The organism is Aquimarina sp. AWH4_224, assembly GCF_056160245.1.
Genome location: NZ_JBSWWU010000003.1, coordinates 369,642 through 395,908, shown reverse-complemented (window position 1 = coordinate 395,908; position 26,267 = coordinate 369,642). Strand labels below are relative to the sequence as shown.

The following is a 26,267-nucleotide window of genomic DNA, read 5'->3' as shown; positions in this document are numbered from 1 at the left end:
GAATGATTTCAAGAAACACTAAAAGTTGATTCCCTAACAATCAATTCAGTTTTGATTTCAATTGTTTTTTTGACCATAAGATCGGTATCATCTTCATTTTCGATTTCTTGGATAAGGTATTTTGTTGCTGTTTTTCCAATGGTGTTGCCAGGTTGATTTACGGTGGTGAGATTAGGTTCTATAATCTTAGCGTGTTTAGAATTACTAAATCCCACCACAGCAATATCCTCAGGGATTTTGATATTGAACTTATTTAAGGTTTGAATAACACCAATCGCAGCGCTATCAGTGATTGCAAAAATAGCATCAGGTCTTTCTTTGAGACTCAATAAGATATTAGCCATTCTTTTTCCTTGTTGCAGGGAAATGTCATCAACACTAATTATAATTTTTTCATCAATTTCTATTTGATGCTCTTTCAAAGCTCTTAGATATCCGGCAAATCTCTTTTCTGAAGTATAGGAGAACTCCCGTTCCTTGATAATAGCAATTCTTTTTTTGCCGATATTAATAAGATGTTCAATCGCATTGAAGGCAGCTTCTTCATCATTTATAGTGATCTGCGTACAAGGAATCTTATCAGATACCTTATCAAACAAAATCAAAGGAAGTGTATCAATAATGGGGAGAATATTGCCAATATCTCTAGTCATTTTAGTCAAAGATGCCAATATTCCGTCTACACCAAATTGTATCATGGTATGAAACATTTCGTTTTGTTTTTTTACATCATTATTCGATTCTGATATGATTACTCTGTATCCCTGCATAGAAGCCTGTTCCAGAATGCCTCGAACAATGGTGGCTGTAAAGTAATGCGTAATATTAGGCACAATTACGCCGATAATATTGGATTTGTGTTTTCTGAATCCTTTGGCAAAAATATTGGGGATATAGTTTTTGGATTGCGCTAATTGTTTCACTTTGGTTTTGGTATCCTCACTAATATCGGGATGATCATTTAATGCTCTGGAAACCGTAGAAATAGAGAGATTCAAGGCTTGAGCTAACATTTTCATGGTGGTAATCTCTTTTTTCATATCAAAATTTTATAAAAAACAAATTGTAAACGTTTGCGAAAACGTTTGCATACAAAAATGATAATTTTTTAGCAGTTTTGATGAGGTTATAATAATAAATTTGAGAAATACTTCACAAAAACTTATTAATAATGAAAAAAGCTATCACTGTATTGTTATGTGTATTTTGCACATTAATAGCGTTCTCGCAAACAGAAATTTCAGGAACTGTTACAGACAACACAGGTTTACCCCTATTAGGAGCTAACATTACTATTTTGGATAGTAACTCAGGTACCGTTTCGGATTTTGATGGAAAATTCAGTTTTTCATCAAATCTAACAGGACCTAAGCAAATACAAGTTTCTTTTTTAGGATTTAAAACCCATACGGAGTCTATCGAACTTAATGGACCCCCCATAACACTTCAAATCACTTTACAAGAAGGAAATACATTAGATGAAGTGCTTCTCACGGCTTCATCTACTTTTAGATCACAAAAACAAGCGCCTTTATCTATTAGTTCTAAAGGAATCAACGAAATCACTAAACTTTCTGCCAATAGTCAGGCGGATATTTTAAGAGACGTTCCCGGTATTACCGCAGAAGGTGGAGGTGGAGAAACAGCTACCAACTTATTCGTAAGAGGATTGCCTTCTGGAGGGCAATATGTATTCAATCCCTTGCAATATGATGGAATGCCGTTAACCAGTACTTTTGGGCTTAATTCTTCGGCTCACGATGTTTATGCAAGACCTGACATAGGATTTAAAGGCGTAGAATTTGTACGAGGTGGTGCCGCTGTATTATACGGTGCAGGGTCTGTTGCTGGGATTATCAACTATACCAGTAAAACGGGAGATACCAATGATGAAACCGTAATTAATGTAGAATATGGAAATAGAGGAAGGTTAAAAACTGACTTTTATAGTGGAGGTAAATTAGGAGGTGAAAATTCGAATACCTATTATGCATTTACCGGTTTTGTAAGAAAAGATAATGGCCCCATCGAAACAGGGTTAGATACGAGAGGTGTACAATTTAGAGCAAATATCAAAAAGAAATTCGACAATGGATCTTTTACAGTACATGGTCAATTTATTAATGATAGAGTACAATTCTTCCTTCCTTTGCCGCTCCAGGGTGGTTCTAGAAAACGTATTAATGGTAATGATGGAGATGAGGTTGAACAGCTTTTGTCTGGTGAATTGGCCAATACGTCTTTCTTAACTCCTGGAGGGGTGTATGAAAGTCCTATAGACGATGGTGTTTTTACCAGAGGTGGATATCTTTTGGCAGATTTTAACTATAATCTGACAGATAATTTAAAATTTAAAGCCAAAGCAAAATATGCCAATTATCAACACAATTTTGCATTGTATGTAGGAGGAAATGGAGATTTTGGAAACCCAATTACCTTAGCAAATTATGTTTCTGAAATAGCTCCTGGAAACACTGGTTTTAACGCAACGTATCAAGGGGGAACCGGAGCTCAGATAAACGGTACCGATCTGGTAGTAGAGAATTTACATGTAGATCGTTTACGTCCAATGACCGATTATTCTGGAGAAGCGAACTTAATATTGAAATCAGGAGATGGTAATCATACCTTTACCTTAGGAACGTATTTGGCAAGAACAGAAGCCGAAGATGTAAATTTCCAGTATAGAGTGCTTTCTGAATTTAATAACAATCCCCGATTGGTAAATTTAAGTTATACAGATGCAGGTGGTGGAAATGTCATTTATTCTGAAGGAGGTTTATATAATCGAATTGGGATGACTGCTAATAATTTCTTAACCCAAAGTAGAACAGCATTCTACTTCACTGATGAAATGGTATTTGATAGATGGCGTTTTGACGTTGGAATCCGAATCGAAAATACCGAAGGAACTTTCAGAAGAGGAGGATTAGAAGAATCACAAGTATATGACAATCCGGAATTGACTGCAGAATTGCAAAATGTAAGTTTTTCGGATGGAACTTTTACAACTGGAGAGATCGATGATACCGCATGGGCGGTTTCTTTGGCAGGTTTGTATGAGTTGACAGAGTCAACCAACCTATACGCAAACTTTTCTAGAGGATTTTTCTTCCCACAGCAAAGAGGTTTTGCTCCAACACCAGGTATTAGAGAAACCAATTATGAGGCCGAAACGATTATCCAGGGTGAGCTTGGAGCCAAGTTTGGAACTGCTGCTTTTTCTGGGTCGGTAGCAGGTTATTTTGTGAACCTTAGTGATCGTATCCGAATTGATCAGGCTATATCTGGAGGACAATTGGTAGATCAGGCTAGAAGTGAGCAAACTACCAGAACTTTTGGATTAGAAGCTACTGGACAATACCGTTTGACGGATGCACTTAATATCAATGCTACAGTTACCTATCAAGACCATGAGATCACCAAAAATGAAACTACAGACTTGGTAAATAATACGACGTCTACCATTAACGAAGGAAATGAAATAGGACGACAGCCTAACTTTTTAGGTAGTCTTGGAGCCACTTATGATGATTCAAAGATTGATGCAAACTTTACTTTGAATCATACAGGAGCTAAGTTTACCGATGATTCTAATAATGTGGAGTTGGATGCGATTTCTATTGTGAGAATTGGTGGTGGATATACTTTCAAAACACAAAATACCAACGCTATACGATTAGGATTTTCTGTATTTAATTTGTTTGATAGTGATGGACTTACTGAAGGTAACCCTAGAGCCGGGATCGCAGGTCAATCTGCTGATGGAGAGTTTTTCTTCGGGAGACCTATTCTACCACGTAGATTTTTCCTCACCGCCACTTATAATTTTTAAACCATTTGATGAATTTGTTTGAGTTAAGACATCACTTGCATTTTACTGCAAGTGATGCACTTTTATTAATCGATTAAGAATTGTTATGACATCATTAGAGAAAAAAGCAATCGAAGTTTTGAACAAGAACTGGAAAGATAACTTTAGCATACCTTGCGCCAATTTATATCCTTTTCAATGGTTCTGGGATTCGGGATTGATTGCAATTGGTCTGGCACATTTTGACATGCCCAAAGCTGAAAAAGAAATAGTAACCTTATTAGATGCGCAATGGGGGAATGGGTTTATTCCTCATATTATTTTTCATACGGAAACGGACTCGTATTTTCCGGGAGCGGATTTTCACCACTCGAGTTTACACCCACAAGCTTCACAAAAGTATCGGTCTACGGGGATGACTCAACCCCCGGTTACCGGATTTGTATTAGAAGAATTGTATAGAATTGGTACCGATAAAAAAGCTACACTAGATTTTATCAAAACGGTTATCGACAAGGTGTACTTCAATCACCAGTATTTTTACCAGAACCGGGATCCTAAAGATGAGGGGTTGGTGTATATTTATCATAATTGGGAATCTGGAACCGATAATTCTCCCATGTGGGATGATGTTTGGAAGACTATGAATCCACCAGAATACACCTTTGAAAGAAGGGATACTACCCATGTAGATGCCTCAGAAAGACCTTCAAAAAGAGAATATGATCACTATTTACATATCATAGAAATCGCAAAAGAGCATAATTATAACGATGCAAAGATCGCAGAGTTATCTCCTTTTTTGGTCCAGGACCCTCTATTTAATGCGATACTTATCAAATCCAATAGAAGTTTGATCAAGTTGTATGAATTAATTGGAGGTCACTCTGATAAGGTTTTACAATTACAGAATTGGCAAAATAAAGCAATAACTTCATTTAATGCTAAATTGTTTGATGAAGAAGTAGGTGCTTATGTTCATTATGATCTTAGAAATGAAAAGCCACTCAGGTATTTATCTTCGTCTTCGTTTTCACCATTGTTTGCAGGTATTCCCAATAAGGAAAGAGCTGAGTCCATGATCCAGGTAATGCTCAATAAATTTGGAGGAGCTCATCAATATTTATGTGCCTCTTTTGATCCTACCAGTGATCGGTTTAATCCAAAAAAGTACTGGCGGGGACCTGTGTGGGTGAATTTAAACTGGATGCTTTATTATGGGGTATCCGAATATGGATATAATGATATTGCCGAGCGCATTAAAAAGGATACTATAGAAATTATAGAGAAAAATGGGTTTTATGAATATTTTGATTCGAGGAAAGAAATTCATGAAAAAGGAAAAGCAGGGTATGGAGGTAATGATTTTTCCTGGAGCGCGGCCTTGCTTATCGATTTGATAAGTTCATGAATGTAGTGAATACTAAAGATGCGAAGATGTTGGATTTTTCAAAGGATTACGTTCTCGAAAATGAAGTGGTAAGAGTGTCACCTTTACATTTAGAGCACATAGAGCAACTTTCAGAACAATCCGACGATCCAGATATTTGGGCCTATTTACTGGAAAAAGGTAGGGATACCGAACAATTAGAAGCCTACGTTTCTCAGGCTTTAGAAAATAGAAAGATAGCAAAAGAGTATCCCTTTGTGGTTTATGACAAAGTTAAAAAACAATATGCAGGAACCACCAGATTGTATAACTATTCCCAACAGTTAAACGTAATTAAAATGGGACATACCTGGTATGGGAGGAATTTTAGAGGGACTGGTGTCAATAAACATTGTAAATACTTAGTTCTAGAATTTATTTTCGAACAGTTACAAATAGAACGTGTTGGGTTTGGTGTTCATGCAGAAAACAAAGTGAGTATAGCCGCAATGAAGAGCATTGGTGGCACAAAAGAAGGAGTTTTGCGCAATTTTATCCCTTCAGTAGACGGGGATGGAAGAACTGATATTATATTATTCAGTATTTTGAAAGATGAATGGACAACTTTTGTGAAACCCGAATTGCTTCAGAAGTTAAATAGAAAAGTATAACATTATGAATTATATAGATTACATAATCATTGTAGTTTATTTACTGGGATTCCTTGGGATAGGATATTTTTTTAAGGAAAATAAGAATTCTAAGGACTATTTTTTAGGAGGACAATCCATGGGATGGTTTCCTCTTAGTTTGTCTACCATGGCGACACAATTGTCTGCAATTAGTTTTATATCGGCACCCGCTTTTGTAGGACTAAAAGATGGAGGAGGGTTACAATGGCTAACCTACGAGTTTGGAGTTCCGCTGGCGATGGCGTTTTTGTTGATTGCTATTATCCCTTCACTATATAGTTCGGGCATTGTCAGTGTTTATGAATTTCTGGAAAAGCGTTTTGATGCGTCCTCAAGACTACTTATCAGTTTTGTGTTTCAAATCAGTCGATCTGTCGCCACAGGAGTGATGGTGTATACCATGGCACTCATTTTACAGGCTACTATCGGAATTGATTTTTGGATTTCCATACTACTCATAGGTATCATTACCATGATATACTCATTTCAAGGAGGGATGAAAGCCGTGATTTGGGGTGATGTCGTGCAAATGTGTATTCTTTTCTTCGGAATAGTGGTTTGCCTGGTTTATGGTATAAGTGAGTTAGGAGGATTCGAAAATTTCTTAACCCATGTTGATAAGGACCGACTAACGGCGGTTGATTTTTCAAAATGGGGATTTAATAATGCTGACAAAAATGATGAGTTTGGGTTTTGGCCCATGGTGATAGGAGGAGTCTTTTTATATGCTTCATACTACGGAACCGATCAAACCCAATCTCAACGACTATTATCCGCCAAAGGTATGCCTACTATAAAAAGATTATTGCTTGCTAATGGATTGCTTCGTTTTCCGGTAACCCTAACGTATTGTATTATGGGGTTGGTCCTTGGGACGCTGTTGTTTCAAGACTTGGGCTTTCAGGAGTTGATGGATGTGGTATATCAAGAGAACATCGGTAGTCTGGAAGGTAAAAAAGCAGATTTAATGGTGCCAGTGTTTATTATAAAATATCTTCCTAACGGAATCATAGGAATCTTGATAGTAGCTATCATGTCTGCAGCTATGTCTTCCTTAAGTTCTACAGTAAACTCCCTATCGGCAGTGACCCTAGAGGATTTTATCAAGAGATTCAAACCTGACATGTCCGACAAAAAATATGTAACGTATTCAAGATTGCTTTCGGTATTCTGGGGATTGGTCTGTTTGTTTTTTGCATTTTTTGCAGGAAATATAGAAGGTACAGTGATAGAGGTGATCAATAAGATCAGTTCTATATTTTACGGACCAATTTTGGCCGCATTTATATTGGCTATCCTAACCAAGAAAACAAATGCTCTTGGTGCAAACATTGGTATAGTTACTGGGGTGGTTTTCAATATGTATTTATGGTTATGTGTGCCCGAAGTGTTTTGGTTTTGGTGGAATGCCATAGGGTGCTTAGTGACTATGATCGTAGGATATACTTTTAGTTTGATCATACAAGGAGAACCCAAAGAAGGGCTAAAAGTAGTATTCTATAAACAAGGGAAGCGTGAAGTGGTCATCCTTGTGGGGTACTTTGTTGTGATATGTATTTTGGCAATTTCAATAAGTAAGATGTTAAGTTAAAGTAGTTACTATGAAAATAATTTTGGCTCCAGATAAATTTAAAAATTCTCTAACAGCTTTAGAGTTTTGCCAAGCTGTAGAGAAGGGGGTTAAACAGGTACGATCCGATATCGATATTATACAATTGCCGTTGGCTGATGGAGGGGATGGTACTATAGAGGTTGTCAATTATTACTTAAAAGGAGAAATGGTTACCGTTGAAGTAAACAATCCTTTTTTCAAACCAGTAAAAGCTTCTTACCTATATTCAGAATCTACCCGGACGGCATTTATCGAGATGGCAGAGGCATCAGGGATGAAGTTATTAAATGAGTATGAAGGTGATTGCAAGAATGCCACTACCTATGGTACTGGTGAAATGATTTTGGACGCCATAAACAGAGGAGTTTCCAAAATTATTTTGGGGATAGGAGGAAGCGCTACAAATGATTGTGGTATTGGGATGGCTACCGTTTTGGGATATCAATTTTTGGATAAAGATCATGAGCTGGTCAAACCCATTGGAGCTAATTTATCCAAAATAACCTCCATCAATACCAATCAAGTGAATTCCAAATTAGGAGATGTACAATTCCAAATTGCATGCGATGTTACCAATCCATTATATGGAAAAAATGGAGCAGCCTATACGTATGCTGCTCAAAAGGGAGCAACAGTAGAGGATATCAAAATGTTGGATCAGGGTTTACAGGATTTTTCGGTGGTGCTACACGAAGTTTTTGATGTAGATCCGCAAACTATAAAAGGAGCAGGAGCTGCTGGCGGCATGGGGATTGCGTCCAAAGTTTTTTTAAATGGTAGTTTAGAACCAGGTATTGAGTTGATAAAAACATTAGCCAGATTTGAAGAAAAGATCCAAGGTGCAGATTGGATGATTTCGGGAGAAGGAAAGTTAGACGATCAAACACTGTCGGGTAAAACCATTCAGGGAGTTACCGATGTTGTGAGAGATCATGATGCAAAAGTTGCTGTATTTTGTGGTGCAATTGAGCTAGAAGATGAGGTGATCAAAGATTTGAATATTTGGTATGCCGATGCAGTTATGAACTACGCAGTAGACGTAGAAGATGCTATGAGCAATGCTGGTAAATATGTAGAAGAAATGGCCAAAAGGTTTGCTCAAAATTTTATAAAGCCATGAAGTTGTACCCTTTAAAATTTGAACCTTTTTATAGCTATCGACTTTGGGGTGGAAATAAACTAAAATCCATACTGCTTAAAAATTATGACCAGGAATCCATAGGAGAATCCTGGGAAATTTCAGATGTCAAAAACAAAGAAACACGAGTAAGTAATGGTGAATTACAAGGAAAAACATTAAAAGAACTCATTGCTCATTTTAAAGAAGCATTGGTAGGACATCATGTTTACCAAACCTTTGGGTTAGATTTTCCGTTATTGATCAAATTTATAGATGCCAAAATGCCACTATCGATTCAAGTGCACCCTAGCAATAAGTTAGCAAAGGAACGTCATAACTCATTTGGAAAAAATGAAATGTGGTATATCATGCAGGCTGAGGAAAATGCAGAATTGGTAGTTGGTTTTAATCGAGAGATGACTCAAAAAGATTACAAGAAACATCTTGAAGCGAATACTCTGGAGGAGATATTAAATATAGAAAAAGTGAATCAAGGAGATACCTTCTACATCCCAACAGGCCGGGTGCATGCTATAGGGGCAGGTGTACTATTGGCAGAGATTCAGCAAACTTCAGACATCACTTATCGCATTTATGATTATAATAGAGTAGATAAGACTACGGGCCAAAAAAGAGAATTACATACAGATTTAGCCATGGATGCCATAGACTTTACGTATCATGACACCTATAAAACGAGGTATACCAATACAAAGAATACAACTAATAAATTGGTATATTCTCCATATTTTAAAACGAATTTGATTGATATTGAAGAACATATGCTGCGTAATCTAAAGGATGTGGATTCTTTTGTAATATACATCTGTGTAGAGGGAAATATAGAAATGAATTACAAAGGTCAAAATTATATACTCCATAAAGGAGAAACTATTCTGGTTCCTGCAATGGTAGATATGGTCAATTTTGAAGGAACTAATGCCAAATTACTTGAGGTGATGATGTTATAGCATGTTTCGTGAATTTTATGGATAGAAAATTTAGGCCTTGATTACTAGAAGGAATTTAGTAAAGAGCGTCAAACTGTATGATCCCAATAAAGCTCTTGAAAATATGATCTATGTAATCGAGTAATGCTTAGAAGTTATATTTCTTAAAGTATCAGCAGCTTGTTCTGCTGTTATATCTCTTTGTGGATCTGCAAACATTTCGTACCCTACCATGAATTTTTTTACAGTAGCTGATCGTAACAATGGGGGATAAAAAGACATATGAAAATGCCATTCGTCATGATGGTTACCATCGGTGGGTGCCTGATGTATCCCAGCAGAGTAAGGAAAACTCGTTTGAAATAAATTATCATACCTTGTAGTGACATCTTTTATCATAGCCGCAAAGAAATTGATCTCTTTTGTGGTAAGCTTATCGATGCTTCCAATTTTTCGTTTTGGCAATATCATTGTTTCATAAGGCCAAATAGCCCAATAGGGTACAAGAGCAACAAAAGATTTATTTTCTGCAATAATTCGTTCTTTGTGACTTAACTCCTGTTCTAAATAATCAGAAAGAAGTCCTACACCATTTTTCTGCCAATACTCGAGTTGATTTTTGGTTTTTTTGACAATCTCTACAGGAATAGATTCCTGCGCCCAAATTTGACCATGTGGATGGGGGTTACTACACCCCATGATATCTCCTTTATTCTCAAAGATTTGTATATGATTAATATAAGATATGCTTCCCAGTTCCTTATACTCTTTTATCCATAAATTTATTACTTCCATTATATCATCTATAGGCATTACAGGAAGAGTGAGTGAATGATCAGGAGAAAAACATACTACTTTGCATATGCCTTTTTCGGATTTTGCACGAAGAAGCCCTTCGTTATAGTGTTCTTCCGGAACAGAGGATAACAAGGCAGAATAGTCATTTACAAATGAGAAAGGTTTGGTATACTGCGGATTTATACTTCCATTGGCTCTTGTGTTACCAGGGCATAGATAACAGTTTTCGTCATAAGATTTTGATTTGGCAATTTTTATTTGTTCTTGTTTGCCTTGCCAAGGCCTTTTGGTTCTATGTGGTGAGACCAATATCCATTCTCCTGTCAAAATATTATATCGTCTATGCGAATTATCGTTCAAAATTTTATGCATCATATTCCTTTTTTTTATGGATAGGTTTTTGGTGAGTACCTTGACTTGGAGCGACCAAAAAAGCATCTAATGTGATATTAAACCTATAGTTGTAGGCTTTACTTATTTCATTGACATATTGATCTACATGTTCTGATTGAATTAGGTTTACGGTGCATCCTCCAAATCCACCTCCCATCATACGAGATCCCAGTACATAGTCTTTTTCTTTCGAAAAGTCCACTAGAAAATCTAGCTCTTCACAGCTTATTTCATATTGATATCTTAACCCTTCTTGACATTCGTATAGAAGTTTTCCGAAGTTTTTTAAATCGTTTTTTGTTAAGAATTTTGCGGCATTTTGTACTCGTTCATTCTCTTGTACGATGTACAAGCATCTTTGATAAATAACTTCGGGGAAGTTCTCTTTTACGTTTTCTAATATATCAAGATCTACATCTCTTAAAGAATTTACTCTGGGGTATTTTTCTTTGATGATACGAACGCCCTGTTCGCATTGCTCCCTTCTTTGATTGTAATTACTAGTAGATAGATTATGCTCGACATTAGTATTAAGGATTAATACTTTGTAATCGCTTAAATTCATAGGGATGAGTTCGTAATCCAAGGATTTACAATCTAGAAAAAGAACTTTGTCTTTTTCCCCAAAAACCGAAGCATATTGATCCATTATACCACATTTGGTGCCTACATATTCATGTTCTGCATCTCTACTTAATTTTGCGATTTCTAATTTAGAGATGTTAAGCCCGAATAATTCATTTATTCCAAAGACGAATCCACACTCGAGTGCTGCAGACGAGCTAAGTCCTGAACCGATAGGGAGTTCGCTGGTGATAATACAATCAAACCCTTTAACACGATTTGATCTTTTCAATAATTGATGTAAAACCCCTAAAACATAATTCTCCCAGTTTTCTTTACTTGGCTTTATTGCTCTAAGGTCAACTACCAAAGATTTTCCATAGTTTTTACTGTATATATTACAAATATGTTCGGTGTCATTTTTACTGAATTCAAACTTAATTTCTTTATCGATAGCTGCGGGAAGTACAAATCCATTATTATAATCAGTGTGCCCTCCGATAAAATTTATTCTGCCAGGTGAACCTACTATGATGTCAGGTATAAAATTCCTTTCTTTGCTCATAATCAGTTTGTATTTGATAACAAAAATAATAAATGTATTTATTACATTTATTAAATTTTAAAGAATATTTTATGAAGTTTGCCAAAGACCAACAAAATAGGTGGTACGAGAATAAGGAGAAAATACTTGTAGCCGTTGATTGTATTATTTTTGGGTTTGATAATCAGACTTTGAAACTTCTTGTTTTTAAGAGGGAAATAGAACCCTTAAAAGGGTTATGGTCTCTAATCGGTAGTTTTGTGAGGCCTAATGAGAATGCAAATCAAGCGGTATTAAGAATTCTTAAGGATCTTACTGGTTTAGAAAATATCTTTATGGAAGAGCTAAGAGCATATACAGATGTAAACAGAGATCCCGGTGCGAGGTGTATTAGTATAGCCCAGTATGCTTTAATTCGGATAGATAAAGAAAATGAAGAATTAGTAAATAAGCATGGGGCTTATTGGTTTTCTATCGATACTTTACCAAAATTAGTTTTGGATCATGATACCATGGTACAAGATGCTCTAGAGAAGTTAAGAGATAAGGCACAAAGAACTCCTATTGGTTTTGAATTACTTCCTAAATACTTTACCATTCCACAAATACAAACACTGTACGAGCAAATTTTTCAAAAGAAGATAGATACTAGAAATTTTAGGAAAAAATTACTTTCTCTAAATTTTTTAAAAAAGACAGATATGAAAGACAAATCTTCTTCCAAGAAAGGTGCTTATTTATATGAATTCGATTACGACAAGCACCATGACCAAGATTTTTTAATTAAGTGATCCGTTAGATGGATTTTAGTTGGTATTGATTTTCTTTTTATAATCTGTTATTCATTCTCCTATAGTTTTCATTTTATCGAATGTATGTGATTGTATTCATCTCTCATTTTCTTAGGAATTATATCTTGTAGAAGCGTGTACTGTCATTGTATATGTAGACCAGGTCCATGCATACCAGATGATAAATACCGTAGTCACAATCTCGATGGTTGCAAAAAACCAATAGTGATAACTAGCTCCCCCCATAAGTAATGTCCCAATCATAATCAAGGTTTTTATACTACCTGCAATAATATTGAGGAGCCTATTTACACTATATTTCAATATTCTTGAGAGGAGCACCATTGCCATAGAGATCTCCATGATGATACCCGCCATCAAAAGAGTAACCTGATTCATATGGATACCGGCTATTTCTCCAGTAAGTAATGCATTTAGCATATCTGCAGACATTAGGGACAAAACATCGCAATAGAGATAGTTTAAGGTTACAAATATCCAAAGCGTGGATAAAATGATTTTTCTATCAGGGATTACGGTTTCGGATTTTTTCATGATATAGGTGACTTTAGCTGATATCGGATAATTTTTGTTGAAATGATATTTCTTTTCGTTGGATGAATAGATAAACTCCCAGAATGACGTACGAAATGCTTTTTAGCCCGTACCAAACGGTAAATTGATAATAAGCTCCTGATGGGACTCCACTGTCATCAGCGTAGATAAAAACATTCAAAAGGATACGAATAAGACCATAGCAGATTACCAAAACACTCCAGTATTTAACTGCTTTCTGAAGTTTTTTACCTCCTTTTAGGTACCCATATAATAGCGGCAATAAGAGCAACAGACCTATACCCAAAGGGTATATGACTCCTATAAAAATGTAGACTAACCCTTTTATTAGGAGTAATAACATACTTAGTATTAATAGAGATGTTTCTCTATTTAAATTTTTGATATCCTGAAAATGTATCATTGCAGTAAAGTTTTGAAGACGTTAAAAATGAAATATGAGGTAGCCGATAGGTATTCAAAATTTACCGTATCATATGTGTCTTTTGGGGTGTGGTAGTAAGGGGTAGAATCTCTTTTTACATATTCTTCAGAGATACCTAAAGCTTTGAATCCTTGATCAATGAATGATTTATGATCAGAAGAACTCACTTTTGTACGATATACCGGGATGTTCAATTGTTGAGCAACACTATTGTATAATCTTTCTAACTCTGGTGCAGGTAATTCCAATTCGACTCCTTTGTTGTTATCATTATCCCAACCGACCATATCAATGGTATGTACTGAGTGGACGTTTTTTTGAGTGGTTTTTAGCATTTTGGCATAAGCTCTGCTTCCTACTTCATTATCTTCCTCCTGATCAAAAAACACCAGAATGAAGTTAAATTTTCTGTTCTCGAGTTGTTTCAACTGTCTGGCAACCGATAAGCAAAGTGCTATACCCGTGGCGTTATCAATAGCCCCTGGACTACCTCGTTCGGTATCATAATGAGACCCAAAGACAACATAGGTGTCATTGGGTGTTGTTGCAGGCAAAACGGCCGCTACATTAATTCCTTGCATCGGTTTTAAGATCAAATCAAGAAAGGGGTTGCCATTGGTAACCTCATAGTGATGGTTTTCTAATTTCCACCCTATTGCCGTGAGAGCATTGGACAAATAGGTTGCGGTGATTTCTCGTTCTTCGGGAGATGCCCGCTGAGTTAGAAACATGCCATTTGAGATTTCTGATTTTCCGCAGAGTTTTGCAATAACTTCCTTCTGGAAAGGGAGCATCTCCTCCTGAAATACGGGGTCTACCTGCGCTTCTAACTCAAATAAGGGTAATAAGATAAAAGACGGTACAAGAAATAAGGTTGATTTCATTTTTTCATTTGTTTTTTGAAGTTGGCTCATTAAACATAGCTATTAAGTAGAGTGCTTACTAAAATTTATGATCGTAGAGAGAGATCCTGGGATAGATAATTCATATGTTAAGTCGAATAACTATCGATCATTGTTTTTGGAGTATCTGTCATTGTAAATGTCCTATCCATCACATCGATGTACAGAACTTTTGTAAAAACAGTACCTTTAAGACATGCTTAGAATTTTTAGGAAATACGCAACCTTTATAGCTGTTGCTTTATTGATTGCCGAGCTTTTTGGGATGTTACATTTCAAAAGAATGGAAGAATTGTCGGGATTAGAGATCCATGACAATTACTTTTATCTGTTCCAGTATCTATTTATTTTTACGTTCGGGTATTTGGTGCTACGATGGCTCTTTAGGCTTTGGAAAGAGTACAGAAGCTTGAAAAATGACAAAAATGAAGCAGAATTAATGTTGTTAAAAAGCAGAGTAGACCCGCATTTTTTCTTTAATACCCTCAATAATTTGTATGGCTTGGCGATAGAAAAGTCGGATAGAGCTCCAGAAGTCATTTTAAAACTTTCTGAAGTCATGCGGTACACCATTTATGAGGGAGAAAATGATTATGTTACTTTAAAGAATGAGATTGAATACCTGGAGACTTATCTGGAGATTCATAAGTTGAGGTATCAAAAAGAGGTAAGGATTTCTTTTAAAATTCAGATTGATGATATAGAAATCAAAATAGCCCCGTTAATGCTCATCATGCTATTAGAAAATGCCATAAAACATGGAGTAGAAAGTATGGTGGATGATGCGTATATTGATATGGACCTTAAGGCTACAAAGAACACTGTGTTTTTCCAAATAATAAATAATTTTAAACCTGTAATACGTGGAGCTAAAGGGATTGGGTTGTCTAATTTGAAAAAACGACTTCAATTGATTTACCCAAGGAGACATGAATTACTCCTCAAAAAAGGAGAAGACACCTATCAAGCAACGCTAAAAATTCAAACTTTATGAAATATATCATTTTGGATGATGAACCCATTGCGCATCGTATCATCGAGGGGTTTTCGGAAAAGTTGAAAAGCCTGGAGAAGGTAGGGAATGCCTACAATGCCTTTGAAGCCATCCAAATGTTGCAAGAGCAAAAGGTCGATCTTTTGTTTTTGGATATGAATATGCCAGAGATTAATGGGTTTGAATTCTTGAAAACGCTACCAGAAACACCTCAAATTATCGTTACTTCTGCACATAAGGAATTTGCTTTAGAAGGGTACGAGTTTAACGTGGTAGACTATTTATTAAAGCCTTTTTCTTTTGAAAGATTTATCAAGGCAGTCAATAAGGTGGTGATGGCCAATAAGAACATATCACCCCACGAGTATCACAATGAACACCCATTTGTATATCTCAAATCAGGTTCAAAACAGATAAAAGTCTTTTTTAAGGACATACTGTTTATCGAAGCCTCCGGGAACTATTGTAAGGTGTTTTTGCAAGACGAAATGATTGTGATTTTGCAGAAAATCTCAACATTTGAAAAAGAATTACCCAAAGGATTTCTACGCATTCATAATTCATTTATTGTGGCTAAAGAAAAAGTAAAAATAATAGAAGGGAATAGGTTACATATTGAACATCATAAAATTCCAATCGGAACTACCTACAAGAGCAGGATAGGAGAGCTTTATGAATAAGGTAGTGGGTTTAAAATTTGAAGGCAAAGTATTGTCAGTTCAAAGAATGCGCTTCGATATATGCTTTGGGACTCATGCCCACTTTCTTTTTAAACACTCGGGTAAAATATTGTGGATATTCAAAACCTAATTGATACGCCGTTTCAGATACAGATAAGTTGGGATTTAGCAACATACTTTTGGCTTCTTCTACCAAAAATAGATTGATTTGATCGATCGCTGTTTTACCGGTTTCAGCCTTAATCGTATCACTCATATAACGATGACTTACGTTTAACTGTGCAGCCATCCAATCCACCGTTGGGATGCCTTCTTCTGCCAATAGATTTTGTTCAAAATAAGCATTTAATATTTCCTTGAATTTTGTGATCAAAATCTTATTATTATCGGTTCTATCAAGAAATTGTCTTTTGTAAAATCGATCCGCATATTTTAATAAGGTATCCAGTTGTGAGATGATAATTTCTTTGCTAAATTCATCTTGATTATTGTGATATTCAATGGTGATGTTCTTAAAAATATCTTTTACAATCTGCTCTTCCTTTGGAGACAAATGAAGTGCTTCATTCACATGATAATTAAAGAAATTATACTTTTTAATTTTTTGGTATATATCCAAACTTTGAATGTAATCTTTATGAAATGCAATATGATAACTCTCTGAGCTAAACACTAAATCCTTAAAACTCAATTTTTGATTGGGAGCCGTGAATAGAAGTGTACCATTTGTACAGTCATATTTTGTACGGCCATAGGTAATTTCACCCGAGATAATTTTTTTGAAGCCTATCGCATAAAAATCACAACAAAGTTCTATGGGTTCCTCAAACGAATGGGTATCACAGTTTTCTTCTTCCCCTTCTTCCAGTTCAGTATGCAATACACTTAATAAAGGGTTTTGTGGATCAGGTAATTCAAAGTGCTTATGATACTCGGTGATACTTTTGAAGTTAAAACTCGGCATTGTTAGTACATTATGGATTATTAAAATTACAACTTATTTTTGATAGTGATTCCACCATTTATTTTGAGAAACACCTTCATCATCAATAGCTGTTGATGCTCCTATTTCGGGAGTGACTAGTGTAAGACCTAATTCATCTGCTTTTTTGCTTACACGTTCTATAGGATCTGTCCAAGAATGCTGCGCCAATTTAAAAGCACCCCAATGAATGGGCATTATTCTTTTTGCTTTTACGTCCTTACCGGCTTGTGCAGTCTCTTCTGGAAACATGTGAATCTCGGACCATAGTTCATTGTACTGCCCACATTCGATCATCGCAAAATCAAAAGGACCATACTTATCGCCAATTTCTTTAAAGTGTGACGCATAACCACTGTCTCCGCTAAAGAATATGTTCTCGTCATTGGATTGAATGATCCAGGAACACCAAAGGGTGTGATCTCGATCCGATAACCCTCTTCCCGAAAAATGTTGTGCAGGGGTGCTGATAAAAGTCAGGTCTTCAAATGTAGTTTCTTGCCACCAATCTAACTCGACTATCTTTTCTTTTGGGACTCCCCATTCTTGCAAATGAGTTCCCACTCCTAATGGGGTGAAAAACATGCTTACCTTATCTTTTAGCTTCAATATAGACTCATAATCCAAATGATCATAATGATCATGAGAAATGACTACAGCATCTATTTTGGGAAGCTCTTCAATTTCAATAGGCAATTCTTTATTGAATCGTTTTCCTCCCAATAGGGGGTGAGGAGCGGGAACTTCACTTAGCATGGGGTCGATTATGACATTCTTACCATTCATCTGCAGTAAAAAAGCAGAATGCCCAAACCAAATAAATCTTGTTTTTGAATGGTAATTGGCAATGTTTAGCGAATCTACTTTTTGAACTTCTATTGGAGAATTTGGTTTGGCATTGGGAATGTTCTTAAACATACCTCCTATGGCTTTCAGCATATTTCCCATGCTCATTTCAGAGGTTACGCCGCCTATGTTTATGAATTTCCCTTCCTTATGGTTTTCAGATTTGGCATATTCGATTAATTGCTCTTTTGAGATCTTTCCTCCAAATTGAGGACTGAAATTTACAAATAGGATACCAGTGATCACAAGTGCTCCAATAATACCTCCAATAGTTAACAACATTCTTTGTATGATTTTACGTATTCTTCTCATTATTCAATTAAAAATAGAAAATGATCTCCTTAAATAATTTTGTGCTGATCATTTGATTGCAAAGTTATATCAGGTATAGGGTTGACGACTTACACATTTTGGTAGAAGACTTATACTTTTTGGTTAGAGCCAGAAAAATCCATAATAAAAGTGAGCTTGAATGAGGTGAGATTTAAACCTAAATAGAAAATACAATAGACATATGATAGTTTAAAACCCTTTACAACCATATTAAGTGTAATCAATACATGAGGGAGAAATTGATATCACAGGGTTTTCCTAAGAAAATATGCATCATGTTCTAGTTTGTGGCTGCAAAACTTTCAATCTGTAATAGACCGAGGAATTCTTTTTCTACATCCGGGCATAACGTTACTTGGTTGTGTGTACAGTTTTTTGGTCTAATCGGATCAAAGCTTTTTACGTTGATGTTGGTCGATTCGAACTCTCTTTGGAGGATCAAAGTGAACATATCCAGGGCGGCTTTTGCCGTAGAGTATGCGGTTATCTTGTAGCTTGAATAATCAAAGTTTTGATCTTTCATTTTATCCATACTACCTAATCCGCTAGTGATGTTCATTACTATTGCATTTTTACTTTTGTTGAGTAATTCAAAAAGTGTTTTTGTAAGATGCATCACAGAAAACAGGTTTTCGTCATATAGTTTTTTGACTTCATCCATATCCAACTCGGTGATCTTTTGACCAAAACCATTAGCAATTTCGGCATTGTTGATAAGAACATCTAGTTTTCCGTAAACGGTTTTGATAAAGGAATAGAGTTGAGTAACTCCTTTTGTTTGAGTCAAATCTGTTTCTATGAATTGGATCCCTTCAAGATCTAATTCATGAAGATTGAGATGAGCATCTTTTTTAGTTGCGATTACAACTTCAAAGCCTTGCTTCTTTAATATGGAAGCAAATTGATACCCTAGTCCGTTATCAGCTTCTGTAATTAGGGCAATTCTATTCTCTTTCATGGCATTGTACTTTATAATTACAGTACAAAGTTCTGAAGAGATGAAGTGAAAAAATAACCAGTTTCATTGGGAAAATGACACAAATCTTAATTACAGTGTCTGCCGAAATTTATTAGGCGTCGTACCGCTATACTTTTTAAAGAAACGGGTAAAGTGGGTAGGTTCAGAAAAGTTAAGTTGATAGGCAATTTCTGCGATGTCCAAATCTGTAAATGAAAGGATGGTCTTGCTTTCCAAAAACAAACGTTCTTGAATAATGTCTTTGGCAGTTTTACCTGTGATCTGTTTTACTGTAGTGGTCAAATAATTTGGAGTTACATTCAGCTGCTCTGCATAGTCACTTACATTTTTGGAATCGATGTATAATTTGTCGACCAGTTGCTGAAATTGCTGAGCAAGTACTTGCCCTCGTGATAAATGACTTTCAGTAGTTTTAAAACGTTCGTAAATCGATTTACAGTTGTACAATACCGAAACTAGCATCCCTTGAAGCATCTTTTCTTGATAAGGATGAGGATTCTGAAATACCGAATGCATACGCTGCATATCTAACTCTAGCGATTTTTGCTCTTCTGGTGTCATTAAGAATACACTATTTTCGGCAAGTTTTAGAAAAGGAAATTCTGCGGTTAAATTTTGAACAATTTCAGTAACAAATTCTTTCCGAAATTGAATATGGTATCCAGCAGTTTCGGGACTTCTTACCCAAGAAAATACCTGGCCGGGGACAACAAACCAAAGCGGAAGTTTTTCGAGTTTGACCTCGTTGGTGTTAATGTTTATTTGACTGCTTCCGGCGTTACTCAAAATACCAATTTGATAAAAACCCTGTCGGTAGGGAGGCATACATCTTCGGGTTGTAGGGTCCAAAGACTCTAACGTAAAAATATCAAATCCAGGGATATGACTACGATGGTAGTACCCTGTAGCCTCATGAAGGTCATTACTCGTTTCAAAAACAGGTATCGCTTTTTTGGTCATAATTCAAAGTTAGTTAAAAATTTTACGAGACTGACCAAAATCTAATTTTTTAAAAGACAATCACTAGTTGATAAGCTGCCAGTAATAACAAGGTTGAAACTGCCATATACCCAGAAAGAACAAGGTAGGCTCGAGTCCATTCATTTTGAATAAATTTTTGATAACGGGCCTTTAGTTTACTATAGAAAAAGGTAAGTGATTTTTTTACATAATGGTTTGCTTTTCTGATTTCTTTCAAGAAAATTAACTCTGATATAATGATATATAATATCGATGGGGTTTCAAATTGATGATATTCGTTTTTCATGATTTCTAAGATTTTTAAGTTCATTACAAAGCTACTTCCATAATGCTCCTTAGTGTTAACCATAATACGAGACAAAATGACCATTTTTTAATATTAAAGACCTGTAACGAAAGTCACTGGTCTTTTGTGCATGTATGGCATTTCTTTGTGTCAATCCGATCAAGGCTTCTCCTTTGATAATGGACTCAGTTAGGGACGTGTCATGAAGATCAATATTTCTATTTTGATTTCGCATCCCCAATAAACTCCAAATTCTTAATGGGATAGAGTAAGGAGACGTCAAAACTATTGAGTTTCAGATCAGAAAAGTGTAGGGTGTGTAAAGTACGTTTTTCCTTTTTCAATTGGTTGAGTTGAACGAACATAGTTCCTGGATAAACTACGCTGTCTTCGTTTGCCTTTAAATTTGTGTACCGAATAGAACCATAGATATTTTTTGGTGTTGGGAGATACATGCCACGTACGGTATAATTGGCAAAATCCAGATGGCCTGTTTTCTGATTAATATACAGCAAGTATTGGTCGTGTTCTTTGTGCGGTTTCAATTGTTGCCAGGTAGCAAAGACCAAATCATAGTCATTATTTTCAAATGTGGTTGTTCCCGCGTATTTTAGGATAGGAGCGTTTTTCAAACGAAGCGGTAACTCAAAAAAATATTGAATAGCTGGTAATGTAAAAACAATACTTCTTTTCTTTTTACGAATGATATCCCCATTCTCTTTGATCTTGTAGTATTTAAAAGATTGCACACCATGGATGGTTTTTTTCTTTGTTTTCAGGTAATTGAATTGTCCGTCAAATGAATTAGGTCTCAATCGAAGTTCCATAAGTTCATTGTCTTTGGGAAGTGGGTTAACAATTGCCATTAGGCCTTTCCAATTGTCAGAGGCTTTACAAGAATAGGTGTCAGCATCCCTGAGTTTCTGCAGATTGTAAGTTGCAATTACTTTATCAATGAGCAAGATGGCTTTTTCTTCTCTGTTAGGTGTATTTTCATCAATAGCCGCTGTTCTTAGATCGGCTATTTTACAACTTTGAAAAAGAATACTAAGGCTAAGTACTAAAAGTAATTGTTTCATAATCAAAATATTGGTTCTCAAGAATCATATTACAAAACTAGTATTTAGCCTTAATTTTTATGTGTTTTATAATTTAAAAGTAGTGATTATGGTTTAATAACCACAGCTTTACTTTTTATTTAATCTTTTCAAAATAGTTGTCCAAAAAGGGATCAATACATAAACCATCAATGGAACCAGAATAATGGTCAAAATGAAAGTTCTAAACATGATAGGAACTTTATTTAATGCCTCTCCAAATAGTAAAAGAATTCCTGTGATAGCGGGATAAATAGCTATCCATACAATGAATGTTGATTTTATCTTTTTCATAATTTACTATTTATATTTCTATAAATGTCTAATATTTTTTGTTCACCAGTTTTACCAGAAATACTATTGATGTGTTCCATGTCAATAAATCCTTTATAGCCACTTTTATATATATGCTTTAAGACATTGATATAATTGATTTCACCTGTGCCAGGTTCACTTCGTTTTGGATTATCAGCCATGTGGATGTAGGAAATCTCGTCAAATGTTCGATTAAAATTTTCAATGATGTTTCCATTTTCAATTTGAACATGGTAAATATCGAATGTAAGTTTTATAGATGGACTATTTACTGCTTTTACTATTTCATAGGCATCGGTAACCTTGGTAACAAATGTCCCTGGAAACTCTTTGCCGTTTATGGCTTCTAGTCCTAAAGCCAATCCTGCTTTTTCTGCTTCTTTTGCAATGACTCTTAAATTTTCAATAAAATTTACTTTTTGATATTGGCGTTCCAAAGTAGGATGACTTCTCCCTGACAATAAGGTTAGATATTTGCCATTAACACGTTTTGCTACTTCTATAGTTTCACGGATTTCTTTTAATATAATTTCTCTGACTTCTGATGGTTCTGAAACTAATGTTGCATCCTGCCAAGTAGTTGTATTATGAACAAAAGAACCTAATTCCATTCCTTGTTTCTTTAATTCTTCGGCTATAGCAATTTGTTGCGCTACAGGTCGAATCTTCATAAAATTATCTTCTATCCCTTTAAAACCTTGTGATGCGATAAATTGAATCTGTGCAATAGGATTTTCACCTGCATGATTAACGAACATACCGTCTTTTACGCTGGTTAGCCCTATGTGGGGAGCAAATTTTAATTTGAAACCTGTTTTAGGATTTTCATTGATCTTGAAAACTTTAAAATTTCCTTTTTGCTCATCAATCCCATGGTTTAAAATAGGTAATCTATGAAATTGAGCAGTAGTAAAATACAGATTGCCTTGATTATCAAAATCAATACTATCTGGCCAGCTAATGTCAGGGCCGGCCACTACGTTTACTAATTCCTGATGATCTAAATCATATCTGGAAATAGCATTTTGTTCTAAGTTTGTGAGGTAAATTGATCCATCTTTATATTTTATACCATCAGCGATAACTGTGTTACCTATATGTGCCACTTTACTATCTACCTGGCTTTGGGAAAGAGAAAAGTCGTTTAAAGATTTACCATCAATTTTCATTAGAGCAGATGAACCTGAAAATGGTCTAAACTGAAAATAAACAACATCATTAATTGGATCATAAGCCAACCCATCGGTAGCATAAAAATTAGAAGTGTTCTGCAAAGAAATTTCTTCAATAACTAAAGGTTTTTGAATATCATTTATCGGGACAAAATTTTGCAGTACCCTACGTTGTTGGTTTGTTAATACATTAACAATGATTATTCCACCATCGACACTATCGGTAATATAAATGTGCGATTGATTCTTGTCTACTCGTAAGTCATTTAGGTAACTTTTAGGAGATAGGACGTCATCTTTAATAGCAATAATATCAAGAACTTTATTTGTTTCTAAATCTACATGTATGATTCTTGCACCACCATTGATCACACCTTTGCGTTTGGGTGACCCTGTATCCAAAATCCATAAGTCATTCTCAGTATCTATAGTTAAACTTTGTACATTTAAAAATGAATTTAATCTCTCTTTTCTTTTAGGTTTTTTATTCCATGGCATATTAGGAAAGGGCTTTTTAGTACCATCCTTAAATACTTCTAGAACCGAATACATATGTGTTTCTGAAGAGTAATTGGAATATGGCAGATTGATAAAGATGCGTCCTTCTTTTGAAACGACCACCGCTGTTGGTCTGTGCGTGCTGAAAGAGGTTATTTCTTCCAGGCTTGTTTTCTCGTTGGCAAGGCTCATGAACATCGTCATTAAAACCATTGTCATTGTGATTACTATTTTCATGATTTCTAATGTTTTTTATATGCGTTACTTATGATTGTATATTGATATTGTAAGAGTCTAAGTTTTCTATTAGATGCTTTTCTGATGAAGTTCCTGGAATAGAAACCACATTTGGGGCATAATGTAATAACCAAGAAAGTGATAGTTGATTTGTAGAAATATGCTCTTTTTCTGCTATTTCTAAAGTGGTGTTATCCCAACTGTTTTTTGCAACGGGAGTATGAGCAATAAAGGCGATGTTTTCTTTGGTGGTCTTATTAACCACATTTTCGTAGCGTCTATCTTTAAAACTAAAGGCATTTTGCACGGCATCGATCTTTGCAACTGATTGTGCACGTTCCAAAAGCTCAAGTGTAACATTAGAGACACCAATATGTTTGATCTTACCTTCTTTTTGAAATTGAGCTAAGGCTCCAATCGAATCTTCAATAGGAATGTTTGGGTCTACACGATGTAAGAAATACAGATCGATGACTTCTCTGTCTAATCGTTTAAGGCTTCCTTCTAAAGCGGTACGAAGGTAATATGGGTGTCCGTTGGATATTACAGCTCCAGGCTTATATTTTATAGCACCAGCCTTTGTTGCTAGCATTACTTGATCACCAAAAGGTCTTATAGCTTCCTGGACCAATAGTTCTGAAGTATAAGGCCCATAAGTGTCTGCGGTATCAATAAAGTTAACGCCATTTTCGATAGCAGTACGAATGACTTTTATGGCATTTTCTTTGTCTAATGAATCTCCCCAAATACCTTCACCAGTAGTAGCTCGCATGGTACCGAAGCCAATTCTATTAATTTCAAAATTTCCAAGTTTAAATGTTTTATTCGTTTTCATGATGTACTGTGTTTTTAATTACAGTACAAATGTCAGACGAATTGTAGGTATTTTTATGGTGAAGAATTAAGAGTAACTGGTAAAAAATCCAGTTTTTCATAAAAATAAGTGCTATTTACGATATTTTGATGGTGAAAATCCGGTTTTAAGCTTAAAAAACTTGGTGAAATTCGAAGCATCCTGAAACAACAAAAAATAAGCGATTTCATTAATGGCCATATCGGTATTATTCAATAAAGAACGTGCTTCAAGAATAATGCGATCCGAAAGGATTTCTTTAGGTGTTTTACCGGTCACTTTTTTAAGTACTTCTCCTAAATAAGTAGCATTGACATTAATCTTTTCTGCGATTTCCGATATAGTAAGCTGCCGTTCTACCTTTTTTTGAGTGATAAGGTATAAGTGCTCCTCTAAAATCTGTTCAAATTGTTTTACGATACGATGTTGTTTGGACTCTTTTTGGTCTTTGTAAAGATGATTGTAGTGCTCGTTGGATTGAAGTAAAATTAACTCTAATAGGGCTTTTGCTTTATTGAAACGTTCTTCACTATTCGAATAGCTTATGTTATAGAGATGCTCAAACATTATTCCGGTTTCTGAAAGAATATCTTCCTTGAGAGGAATCATGACCTTCGAACTGATTTTAAAACCATCAAATTGTGTTATCAGTTCTTTTAAGGTAGGATGATTTTCAAAAAAACTGTCCATAAAAACTATAACATAACCCTCCCAATCGGATAATCTATTGTAATATCTTAGATGCTGAGGTGCTTGGAAATAAAGACTACCACTTGTTATGTAATATTCTGAAAGTCCAATCTTATATTTTGCTTCGCCTTTGGTTAGTAAAATAATAGAATAGGTGTTACTTCGAAAAATACTGGTCTCTTTAACCCAAGTACTAGGAGTATCTGAAAACTTATGAATATGAAAATCCTCACTCAATGGTTGAACCGTTTTTAAACCTTCAAGTAATGAGTATATATCTTTATAATAATTTGTGGTTGTTTTCACAGCTACAAGATAAATAAAAAGGATATCAAGTTTGTATGTTTAAATTTGATGATGTGAATTATAATCAGCTCGTTAAAACTTACTTTTTCACAGTTCTCTTAGTAAAGCGTATTGACATACTGAATGAATATGGTTTTAATATATATAGGTTTAATTCGGATTTTTTGCATGATTTTTAATTTTCGAAGCTCGGGGCTTTTTCTTTTATAATTGACAATTATTTACTTGTCTTTAATTTTGAAAATACTTTGGTCCAAAATGGAATCAGAAAATACACCATCAAAGGCACTAGAATTATGGTTAGAACAAAGGTTCTAAGCAGAATTGGTAAGTGGTTTAAGTATTCTCCAAAAACCATTAATATTGCTGTTATTGCTGGATAAATTGCTATCCACACAATAAATGTTGATTTTATCTTTTTCATGACTATATCGTTTTAAGTTCATATTGATTTTCATTACAAAGGTAT

The 26,267-nt window shown here is 35.2% G+C and carries 26 protein-coding genes; 9 read left to right on the top strand and 17 right to left on the bottom strand.

Translation table 11 applies throughout. The annotated features are described in order from the left end of the window. Positions 1-8 precede the first annotated feature (8 nt). Positions 9-1,040 carry a LacI family DNA-binding transcriptional regulator gene (locus ACXAGJ_RS07910; protein WP_474838693.1) on the bottom strand — a complete coding sequence of 344 codons (1,032 nt, stop codon included), beginning with the start codon at positions 1,038-1,040 and terminating at the stop codon, positions 9-11. Between the two features lie 131 nt (positions 1,041-1,171). On the opposite strand from ACXAGJ_RS07910, the gene ACXAGJ_RS07905 reads away from it, so the two are divergent. The 6 genes from ACXAGJ_RS07905 to ACXAGJ_RS07880 all read left to right on the top strand — a co-directional run bounded on the left by ACXAGJ_RS07905 (position 1,172) and on the right by ACXAGJ_RS07880 (position 9,578). Beyond that, positions 1,172-3,835 (top strand): TonB-dependent receptor domain-containing protein, encoded by a 2,664-nt coding sequence (locus ACXAGJ_RS07905; RefSeq protein WP_474838691.1) that lies wholly within the window; start codon positions 1,172-1,174, stop codon positions 3,833-3,835. An 85-nt stretch (positions 3,836-3,920) separates the two neighbouring features. Next, positions 3,921-5,225: an MGH1-like glycoside hydrolase domain-containing protein gene (locus tag ACXAGJ_RS07900; RefSeq protein ID WP_474838689.1), complete on the top strand. Its 1,305-nt coding sequence runs from the start codon at positions 3,921-3,923 to the stop codon at positions 5,223-5,225. Further along, positions 5,222-5,854 carry a GNAT family N-acetyltransferase gene (locus ACXAGJ_RS07895; RefSeq protein WP_474838687.1) on the top strand — a complete coding sequence of 211 codons (633 nt, stop codon included), beginning with the start codon at positions 5,222-5,224 and terminating at the stop codon, positions 5,852-5,854. The genes ACXAGJ_RS07900 and ACXAGJ_RS07895 overlap by 4 nt, the downstream gene beginning before the upstream one ends. 4 nt (positions 5,855-5,858) lie before the next feature. Then, positions 5,859-7,466, top strand: a complete 1,608-nt coding sequence (locus tag ACXAGJ_RS07890) for a sodium:solute symporter family protein (RefSeq protein WP_474838685.1) — start codon at positions 5,859-5,861, stop codon at positions 7,464-7,466. Positions 7,467-7,476: 10 nt separating this feature from the next. Then, positions 7,477-8,607 carry a glycerate kinase gene (locus tag ACXAGJ_RS07885; protein WP_474838683.1) on the top strand — a complete coding sequence of 377 codons (1,131 nt, stop codon included), beginning with the start codon at positions 7,477-7,479 and terminating at the stop codon, positions 8,605-8,607. Then, positions 8,604-9,578 carry a type I phosphomannose isomerase catalytic subunit gene (locus ACXAGJ_RS07880; RefSeq protein ID WP_474838681.1) on the top strand — a complete coding sequence of 325 codons (975 nt, stop codon included), beginning with the start codon at positions 8,604-8,606 and terminating at the stop codon, positions 9,576-9,578. The genes ACXAGJ_RS07885 and ACXAGJ_RS07880 overlap by 4 nt, the downstream gene beginning before the upstream one ends. A gap of 108 nt (positions 9,579-9,686) precedes the next feature. On the opposite strand, the gene ACXAGJ_RS07875 is transcribed toward ACXAGJ_RS07880, so the two are convergent. Both ACXAGJ_RS07875 and galK read right to left on the bottom strand, forming a co-directional pair. Continuing rightward, on the bottom strand, positions 9,687-10,727 hold the full coding sequence (locus ACXAGJ_RS07875) for a UDP-glucose--hexose-1-phosphate uridylyltransferase (RefSeq protein ID WP_474839004.1): 1,041 nt from the start codon (positions 10,725-10,727) through the stop codon (positions 9,687-9,689). Further along, entirely contained in the window at positions 10,720-11,877 is a 1,158-nt protein-coding gene (gene galK / locus ACXAGJ_RS07870) for a galactokinase (protein ID WP_474838679.1), read from the bottom strand. Before galK ends, ACXAGJ_RS07875 begins: the two co-directional genes overlap by 8 nt. Before the next feature lie 71 nt (positions 11,878-11,948). Between galK and ACXAGJ_RS07865 the strand changes: the two genes are divergently transcribed. After that, positions 11,949-12,647, top strand: coding sequence for an NUDIX hydrolase (locus tag ACXAGJ_RS07865; protein ID WP_474838677.1), 699 nt, complete (start codon positions 11,949-11,951; stop codon positions 12,645-12,647). Between the two features lie 111 nt (positions 12,648-12,758). Here ACXAGJ_RS07865 and ACXAGJ_RS07860 read toward each other — a convergent pair whose 3' ends face one another. Genes ACXAGJ_RS07860 through ACXAGJ_RS07850 form a run of 3 tightly spaced genes read right to left on the bottom strand, consistent with a single transcriptional unit; the run spans position 12,759 to position 14,531 of the window. After that, positions 12,759-13,202 carry a DUF6326 family protein gene (locus ACXAGJ_RS07860; RefSeq protein WP_474838675.1) on the bottom strand — a complete coding sequence of 148 codons (444 nt, stop codon included), beginning with the start codon at positions 13,200-13,202 and terminating at the stop codon, positions 12,759-12,761. 13 nt (positions 13,203-13,215) lie between these two features. After that, positions 13,216-13,626: a hypothetical protein gene (locus ACXAGJ_RS07855; protein WP_474838673.1), complete on the bottom strand. Its 411-nt coding sequence runs from the start codon at positions 13,624-13,626 to the stop codon at positions 13,216-13,218. Next, complete coding sequence (locus tag ACXAGJ_RS07850; RefSeq protein WP_474838671.1) at positions 13,623-14,531, bottom strand: M28 family metallopeptidase; 909 nt, start codon at positions 14,529-14,531, stop codon at positions 13,623-13,625. Before ACXAGJ_RS07850 ends, ACXAGJ_RS07855 begins: the two co-directional genes overlap by 4 nt. A 214-nt stretch (positions 14,532-14,745) precedes the next feature. Between ACXAGJ_RS07850 and ACXAGJ_RS07845 the strand changes: the two genes are divergently transcribed. Both ACXAGJ_RS07845 and ACXAGJ_RS07840 read left to right on the top strand, forming a co-directional pair. Continuing rightward, complete coding sequence (locus tag ACXAGJ_RS07845) at positions 14,746-15,543, top strand: sensor histidine kinase (RefSeq protein ID WP_474838669.1); 798 nt, start codon at positions 14,746-14,748, stop codon at positions 15,541-15,543. Then, positions 15,540-16,223 (top strand): LytR/AlgR family response regulator transcription factor, encoded by a 684-nt coding sequence (locus ACXAGJ_RS07840; RefSeq protein WP_474838667.1) that lies wholly within the window; start codon positions 15,540-15,542, stop codon positions 16,221-16,223. Before ACXAGJ_RS07845 ends, ACXAGJ_RS07840 begins: the two co-directional genes overlap by 4 nt. A 34-nt stretch (positions 16,224-16,257) precedes the next feature. Here the strand turns inward: ACXAGJ_RS07840 and ACXAGJ_RS07835 are convergent, their stop codons facing one another. The 11 genes from ACXAGJ_RS07835 to ACXAGJ_RS07785 all read right to left on the bottom strand — a co-directional run bounded on the left by ACXAGJ_RS07835 (position 16,258) and on the right by ACXAGJ_RS07785 (position 26,256). Continuing rightward, positions 16,258-17,187, bottom strand: a complete 930-nt coding sequence (locus tag ACXAGJ_RS07835; protein WP_474838665.1) for a helix-turn-helix domain-containing protein — start codon at positions 17,185-17,187, stop codon at positions 16,258-16,260. A 33-nt stretch (positions 17,188-17,220) separates the two neighbouring features. Then, positions 17,221-18,333 carry an MBL fold metallo-hydrolase gene (locus tag ACXAGJ_RS07830; RefSeq protein ID WP_474838663.1) on the bottom strand — a complete coding sequence of 371 codons (1,113 nt, stop codon included), beginning with the start codon at positions 18,331-18,333 and terminating at the stop codon, positions 17,221-17,223. 331 nt (positions 18,334-18,664) lie between these two features. Continuing rightward, positions 18,665-19,342, bottom strand: a complete 678-nt coding sequence (locus ACXAGJ_RS07825; RefSeq protein ID WP_474838662.1) for an SDR family NAD(P)-dependent oxidoreductase — start codon at positions 19,340-19,342, stop codon at positions 18,665-18,667. Positions 19,343-19,432: 90 nt separating this feature from the next. Further along, a complete protein-coding gene (locus tag ACXAGJ_RS07820) occupies positions 19,433-20,323 on the bottom strand; it encodes a helix-turn-helix domain-containing protein (RefSeq protein WP_474838661.1) in 891 nt (296 codons plus the stop codon). 49 nt (positions 20,324-20,372) lie between these two features. Further along, positions 20,373-20,630, bottom strand: coding sequence for a hypothetical protein (locus ACXAGJ_RS07815; RefSeq protein WP_474838660.1), 258 nt, complete (start codon positions 20,628-20,630; stop codon positions 20,373-20,375). Positions 20,631-20,848: 218 nt separating this feature from the next. Next, positions 20,849-21,709 (bottom strand): DUF6503 family protein, encoded by an 861-nt coding sequence (locus tag ACXAGJ_RS07810; protein WP_474838659.1) that lies wholly within the window; start codon positions 21,707-21,709, stop codon positions 20,849-20,851. A gap of 108 nt (positions 21,710-21,817) precedes the next feature. Further along, positions 21,818-22,021, bottom strand: a complete 204-nt coding sequence (locus tag ACXAGJ_RS07805; protein WP_474838657.1) for a hypothetical protein — start codon at positions 22,019-22,021, stop codon at positions 21,818-21,820. After that, positions 22,018-23,949: an L-dopachrome tautomerase-related protein gene (locus tag ACXAGJ_RS07800; RefSeq protein WP_474838655.1), complete on the bottom strand. Its 1,932-nt coding sequence runs from the start codon at positions 23,947-23,949 to the stop codon at positions 22,018-22,020. Before ACXAGJ_RS07800 ends, ACXAGJ_RS07805 begins: the two co-directional genes overlap by 4 nt. A 28-nt stretch (positions 23,950-23,977) precedes the next feature. Beyond that, positions 23,978-24,784 carry an aldo/keto reductase gene (locus tag ACXAGJ_RS07795; RefSeq protein WP_474838653.1) on the bottom strand — a complete coding sequence of 269 codons (807 nt, stop codon included), beginning with the start codon at positions 24,782-24,784 and terminating at the stop codon, positions 23,978-23,980. Positions 24,785-24,895: 111 nt separating this feature from the next. After that, on the bottom strand, positions 24,896-25,798 hold the full coding sequence (locus ACXAGJ_RS07790; protein ID WP_474838651.1) for a helix-turn-helix domain-containing protein: 903 nt from the start codon (positions 25,796-25,798) through the stop codon (positions 24,896-24,898). Positions 25,799-26,112: 314 nt separating this feature from the next. Next, positions 26,113-26,256, bottom strand: a complete 144-nt coding sequence (locus ACXAGJ_RS07785) for a hypothetical protein (protein WP_474838649.1) — start codon at positions 26,254-26,256, stop codon at positions 26,113-26,115. Positions 26,257-26,267 lie beyond the last annotated feature (11 nt).

What these genes read in the sequence shown, in the direction of transcription:
- ACXAGJ_RS07875 (WP_474839004.1), bottom strand. Translation starts at nt 10,727, where the DNA reads ATGCATAAAATTTTGAACGATAATTCGCATAGACGATATAATATTTTG.
- ACXAGJ_RS07810 (WP_474838659.1), bottom strand. Translation starts at nt 21,709, where the DNA reads ATGAAACAATTACTTTTAGTACTTAGCCTTAGTATTCTTTTTCAAAGT.
- ACXAGJ_RS07840 (WP_474838667.1), top strand. Translation starts at nt 15,540, where the DNA reads ATGAAATATATCATTTTGGATGATGAACCCATTGCGCATCGTATCATC.
- ACXAGJ_RS07785 (WP_474838649.1), bottom strand. Translation starts at nt 26,256, where the DNA reads ATGAAAATCAATATGAACTTAAAACGATATAGTCATGAAAAAGATAAA.
- ACXAGJ_RS07830 (WP_474838663.1), bottom strand. Translation starts at nt 18,333, where the DNA reads ATGTTGTTAACTATTGGAGGTATTATTGGAGCACTTGTGATCACTGGT.
- ACXAGJ_RS07850 (WP_474838671.1), bottom strand. Translation starts at nt 14,531, where the DNA reads ATGAAATCAACCTTATTTCTTGTACCGTCTTTTATCTTATTACCCTTA.
- ACXAGJ_RS07895 (WP_474838687.1), top strand. Translation starts at nt 5,222, where the DNA reads ATGAATGTAGTGAATACTAAAGATGCGAAGATGTTGGATTTTTCAAAG.
- galK (WP_474838679.1), bottom strand. Translation starts at nt 11,877, where the DNA reads ATGAGCAAAGAAAGGAATTTTATACCTGACATCATAGTAGGTTCACCT.
- ACXAGJ_RS07845 (WP_474838669.1), top strand. Translation starts at nt 14,746, where the DNA reads ATGCTTAGAATTTTTAGGAAATACGCAACCTTTATAGCTGTTGCTTTA.
- ACXAGJ_RS07890 (WP_474838685.1), top strand. Translation starts at nt 5,859, where the DNA reads ATGAATTATATAGATTACATAATCATTGTAGTTTATTTACTGGGATTC.
- ACXAGJ_RS07820 (WP_474838661.1), bottom strand. Translation starts at nt 20,323, where the DNA reads ATGACCAAAAAAGCGATACCTGTTTTTGAAACGAGTAATGACCTTCAT.
- ACXAGJ_RS07835 (WP_474838665.1), bottom strand. Translation starts at nt 17,187, where the DNA reads ATGCCGAGTTTTAACTTCAAAAGTATCACCGAGTATCATAAGCACTTT.
- ACXAGJ_RS07860 (WP_474838675.1), bottom strand. Translation starts at nt 13,202, where the DNA reads ATGAAAAAATCCGAAACCGTAATCCCTGATAGAAAAATCATTTTATCC.
- ACXAGJ_RS07865 (WP_474838677.1), top strand. Translation starts at nt 11,949, where the DNA reads ATGAAGTTTGCCAAAGACCAACAAAATAGGTGGTACGAGAATAAGGAG.
- ACXAGJ_RS07805 (WP_474838657.1), bottom strand. Translation starts at nt 22,021, where the DNA reads ATGAAAAAGATAAAATCAACATTCATTGTATGGATAGCTATTTATCCC.
- ACXAGJ_RS07885 (WP_474838683.1), top strand. Translation starts at nt 7,477, where the DNA reads ATGAAAATAATTTTGGCTCCAGATAAATTTAAAAATTCTCTAACAGCT.
- ACXAGJ_RS07795 (WP_474838653.1), bottom strand. Translation starts at nt 24,784, where the DNA reads ATGAAAACGAATAAAACATTTAAACTTGGAAATTTTGAAATTAATAGA.
- ACXAGJ_RS07905 (WP_474838691.1), top strand. Translation starts at nt 1,172, where the DNA reads ATGAAAAAAGCTATCACTGTATTGTTATGTGTATTTTGCACATTAATA.
- ACXAGJ_RS07880 (WP_474838681.1), top strand. Translation starts at nt 8,604, where the DNA reads ATGAAGTTGTACCCTTTAAAATTTGAACCTTTTTATAGCTATCGACTT.
- ACXAGJ_RS07800 (WP_474838655.1), bottom strand. Translation starts at nt 23,949, where the DNA reads ATGAAAATAGTAATCACAATGACAATGGTTTTAATGACGATGTTCATG.
- ACXAGJ_RS07825 (WP_474838662.1), bottom strand. Translation starts at nt 19,342, where the DNA reads ATGAAAGAGAATAGAATTGCCCTAATTACAGAAGCTGATAACGGACTA.
- ACXAGJ_RS07855 (WP_474838673.1), bottom strand. Translation starts at nt 13,626, where the DNA reads ATGATACATTTTCAGGATATCAAAAATTTAAATAGAGAAACATCTCTA.
- ACXAGJ_RS07910 (WP_474838693.1), bottom strand. Translation starts at nt 1,040, where the DNA reads ATGAAAAAAGAGATTACCACCATGAAAATGTTAGCTCAAGCCTTGAAT.
- ACXAGJ_RS07900 (WP_474838689.1), top strand. Translation starts at nt 3,921, where the DNA reads ATGACATCATTAGAGAAAAAAGCAATCGAAGTTTTGAACAAGAACTGG.
- ACXAGJ_RS07815 (WP_474838660.1), bottom strand. Translation starts at nt 20,630, where the DNA reads ATGAAAAACGAATATCATCAATTTGAAACCCCATCGATATTATATATC.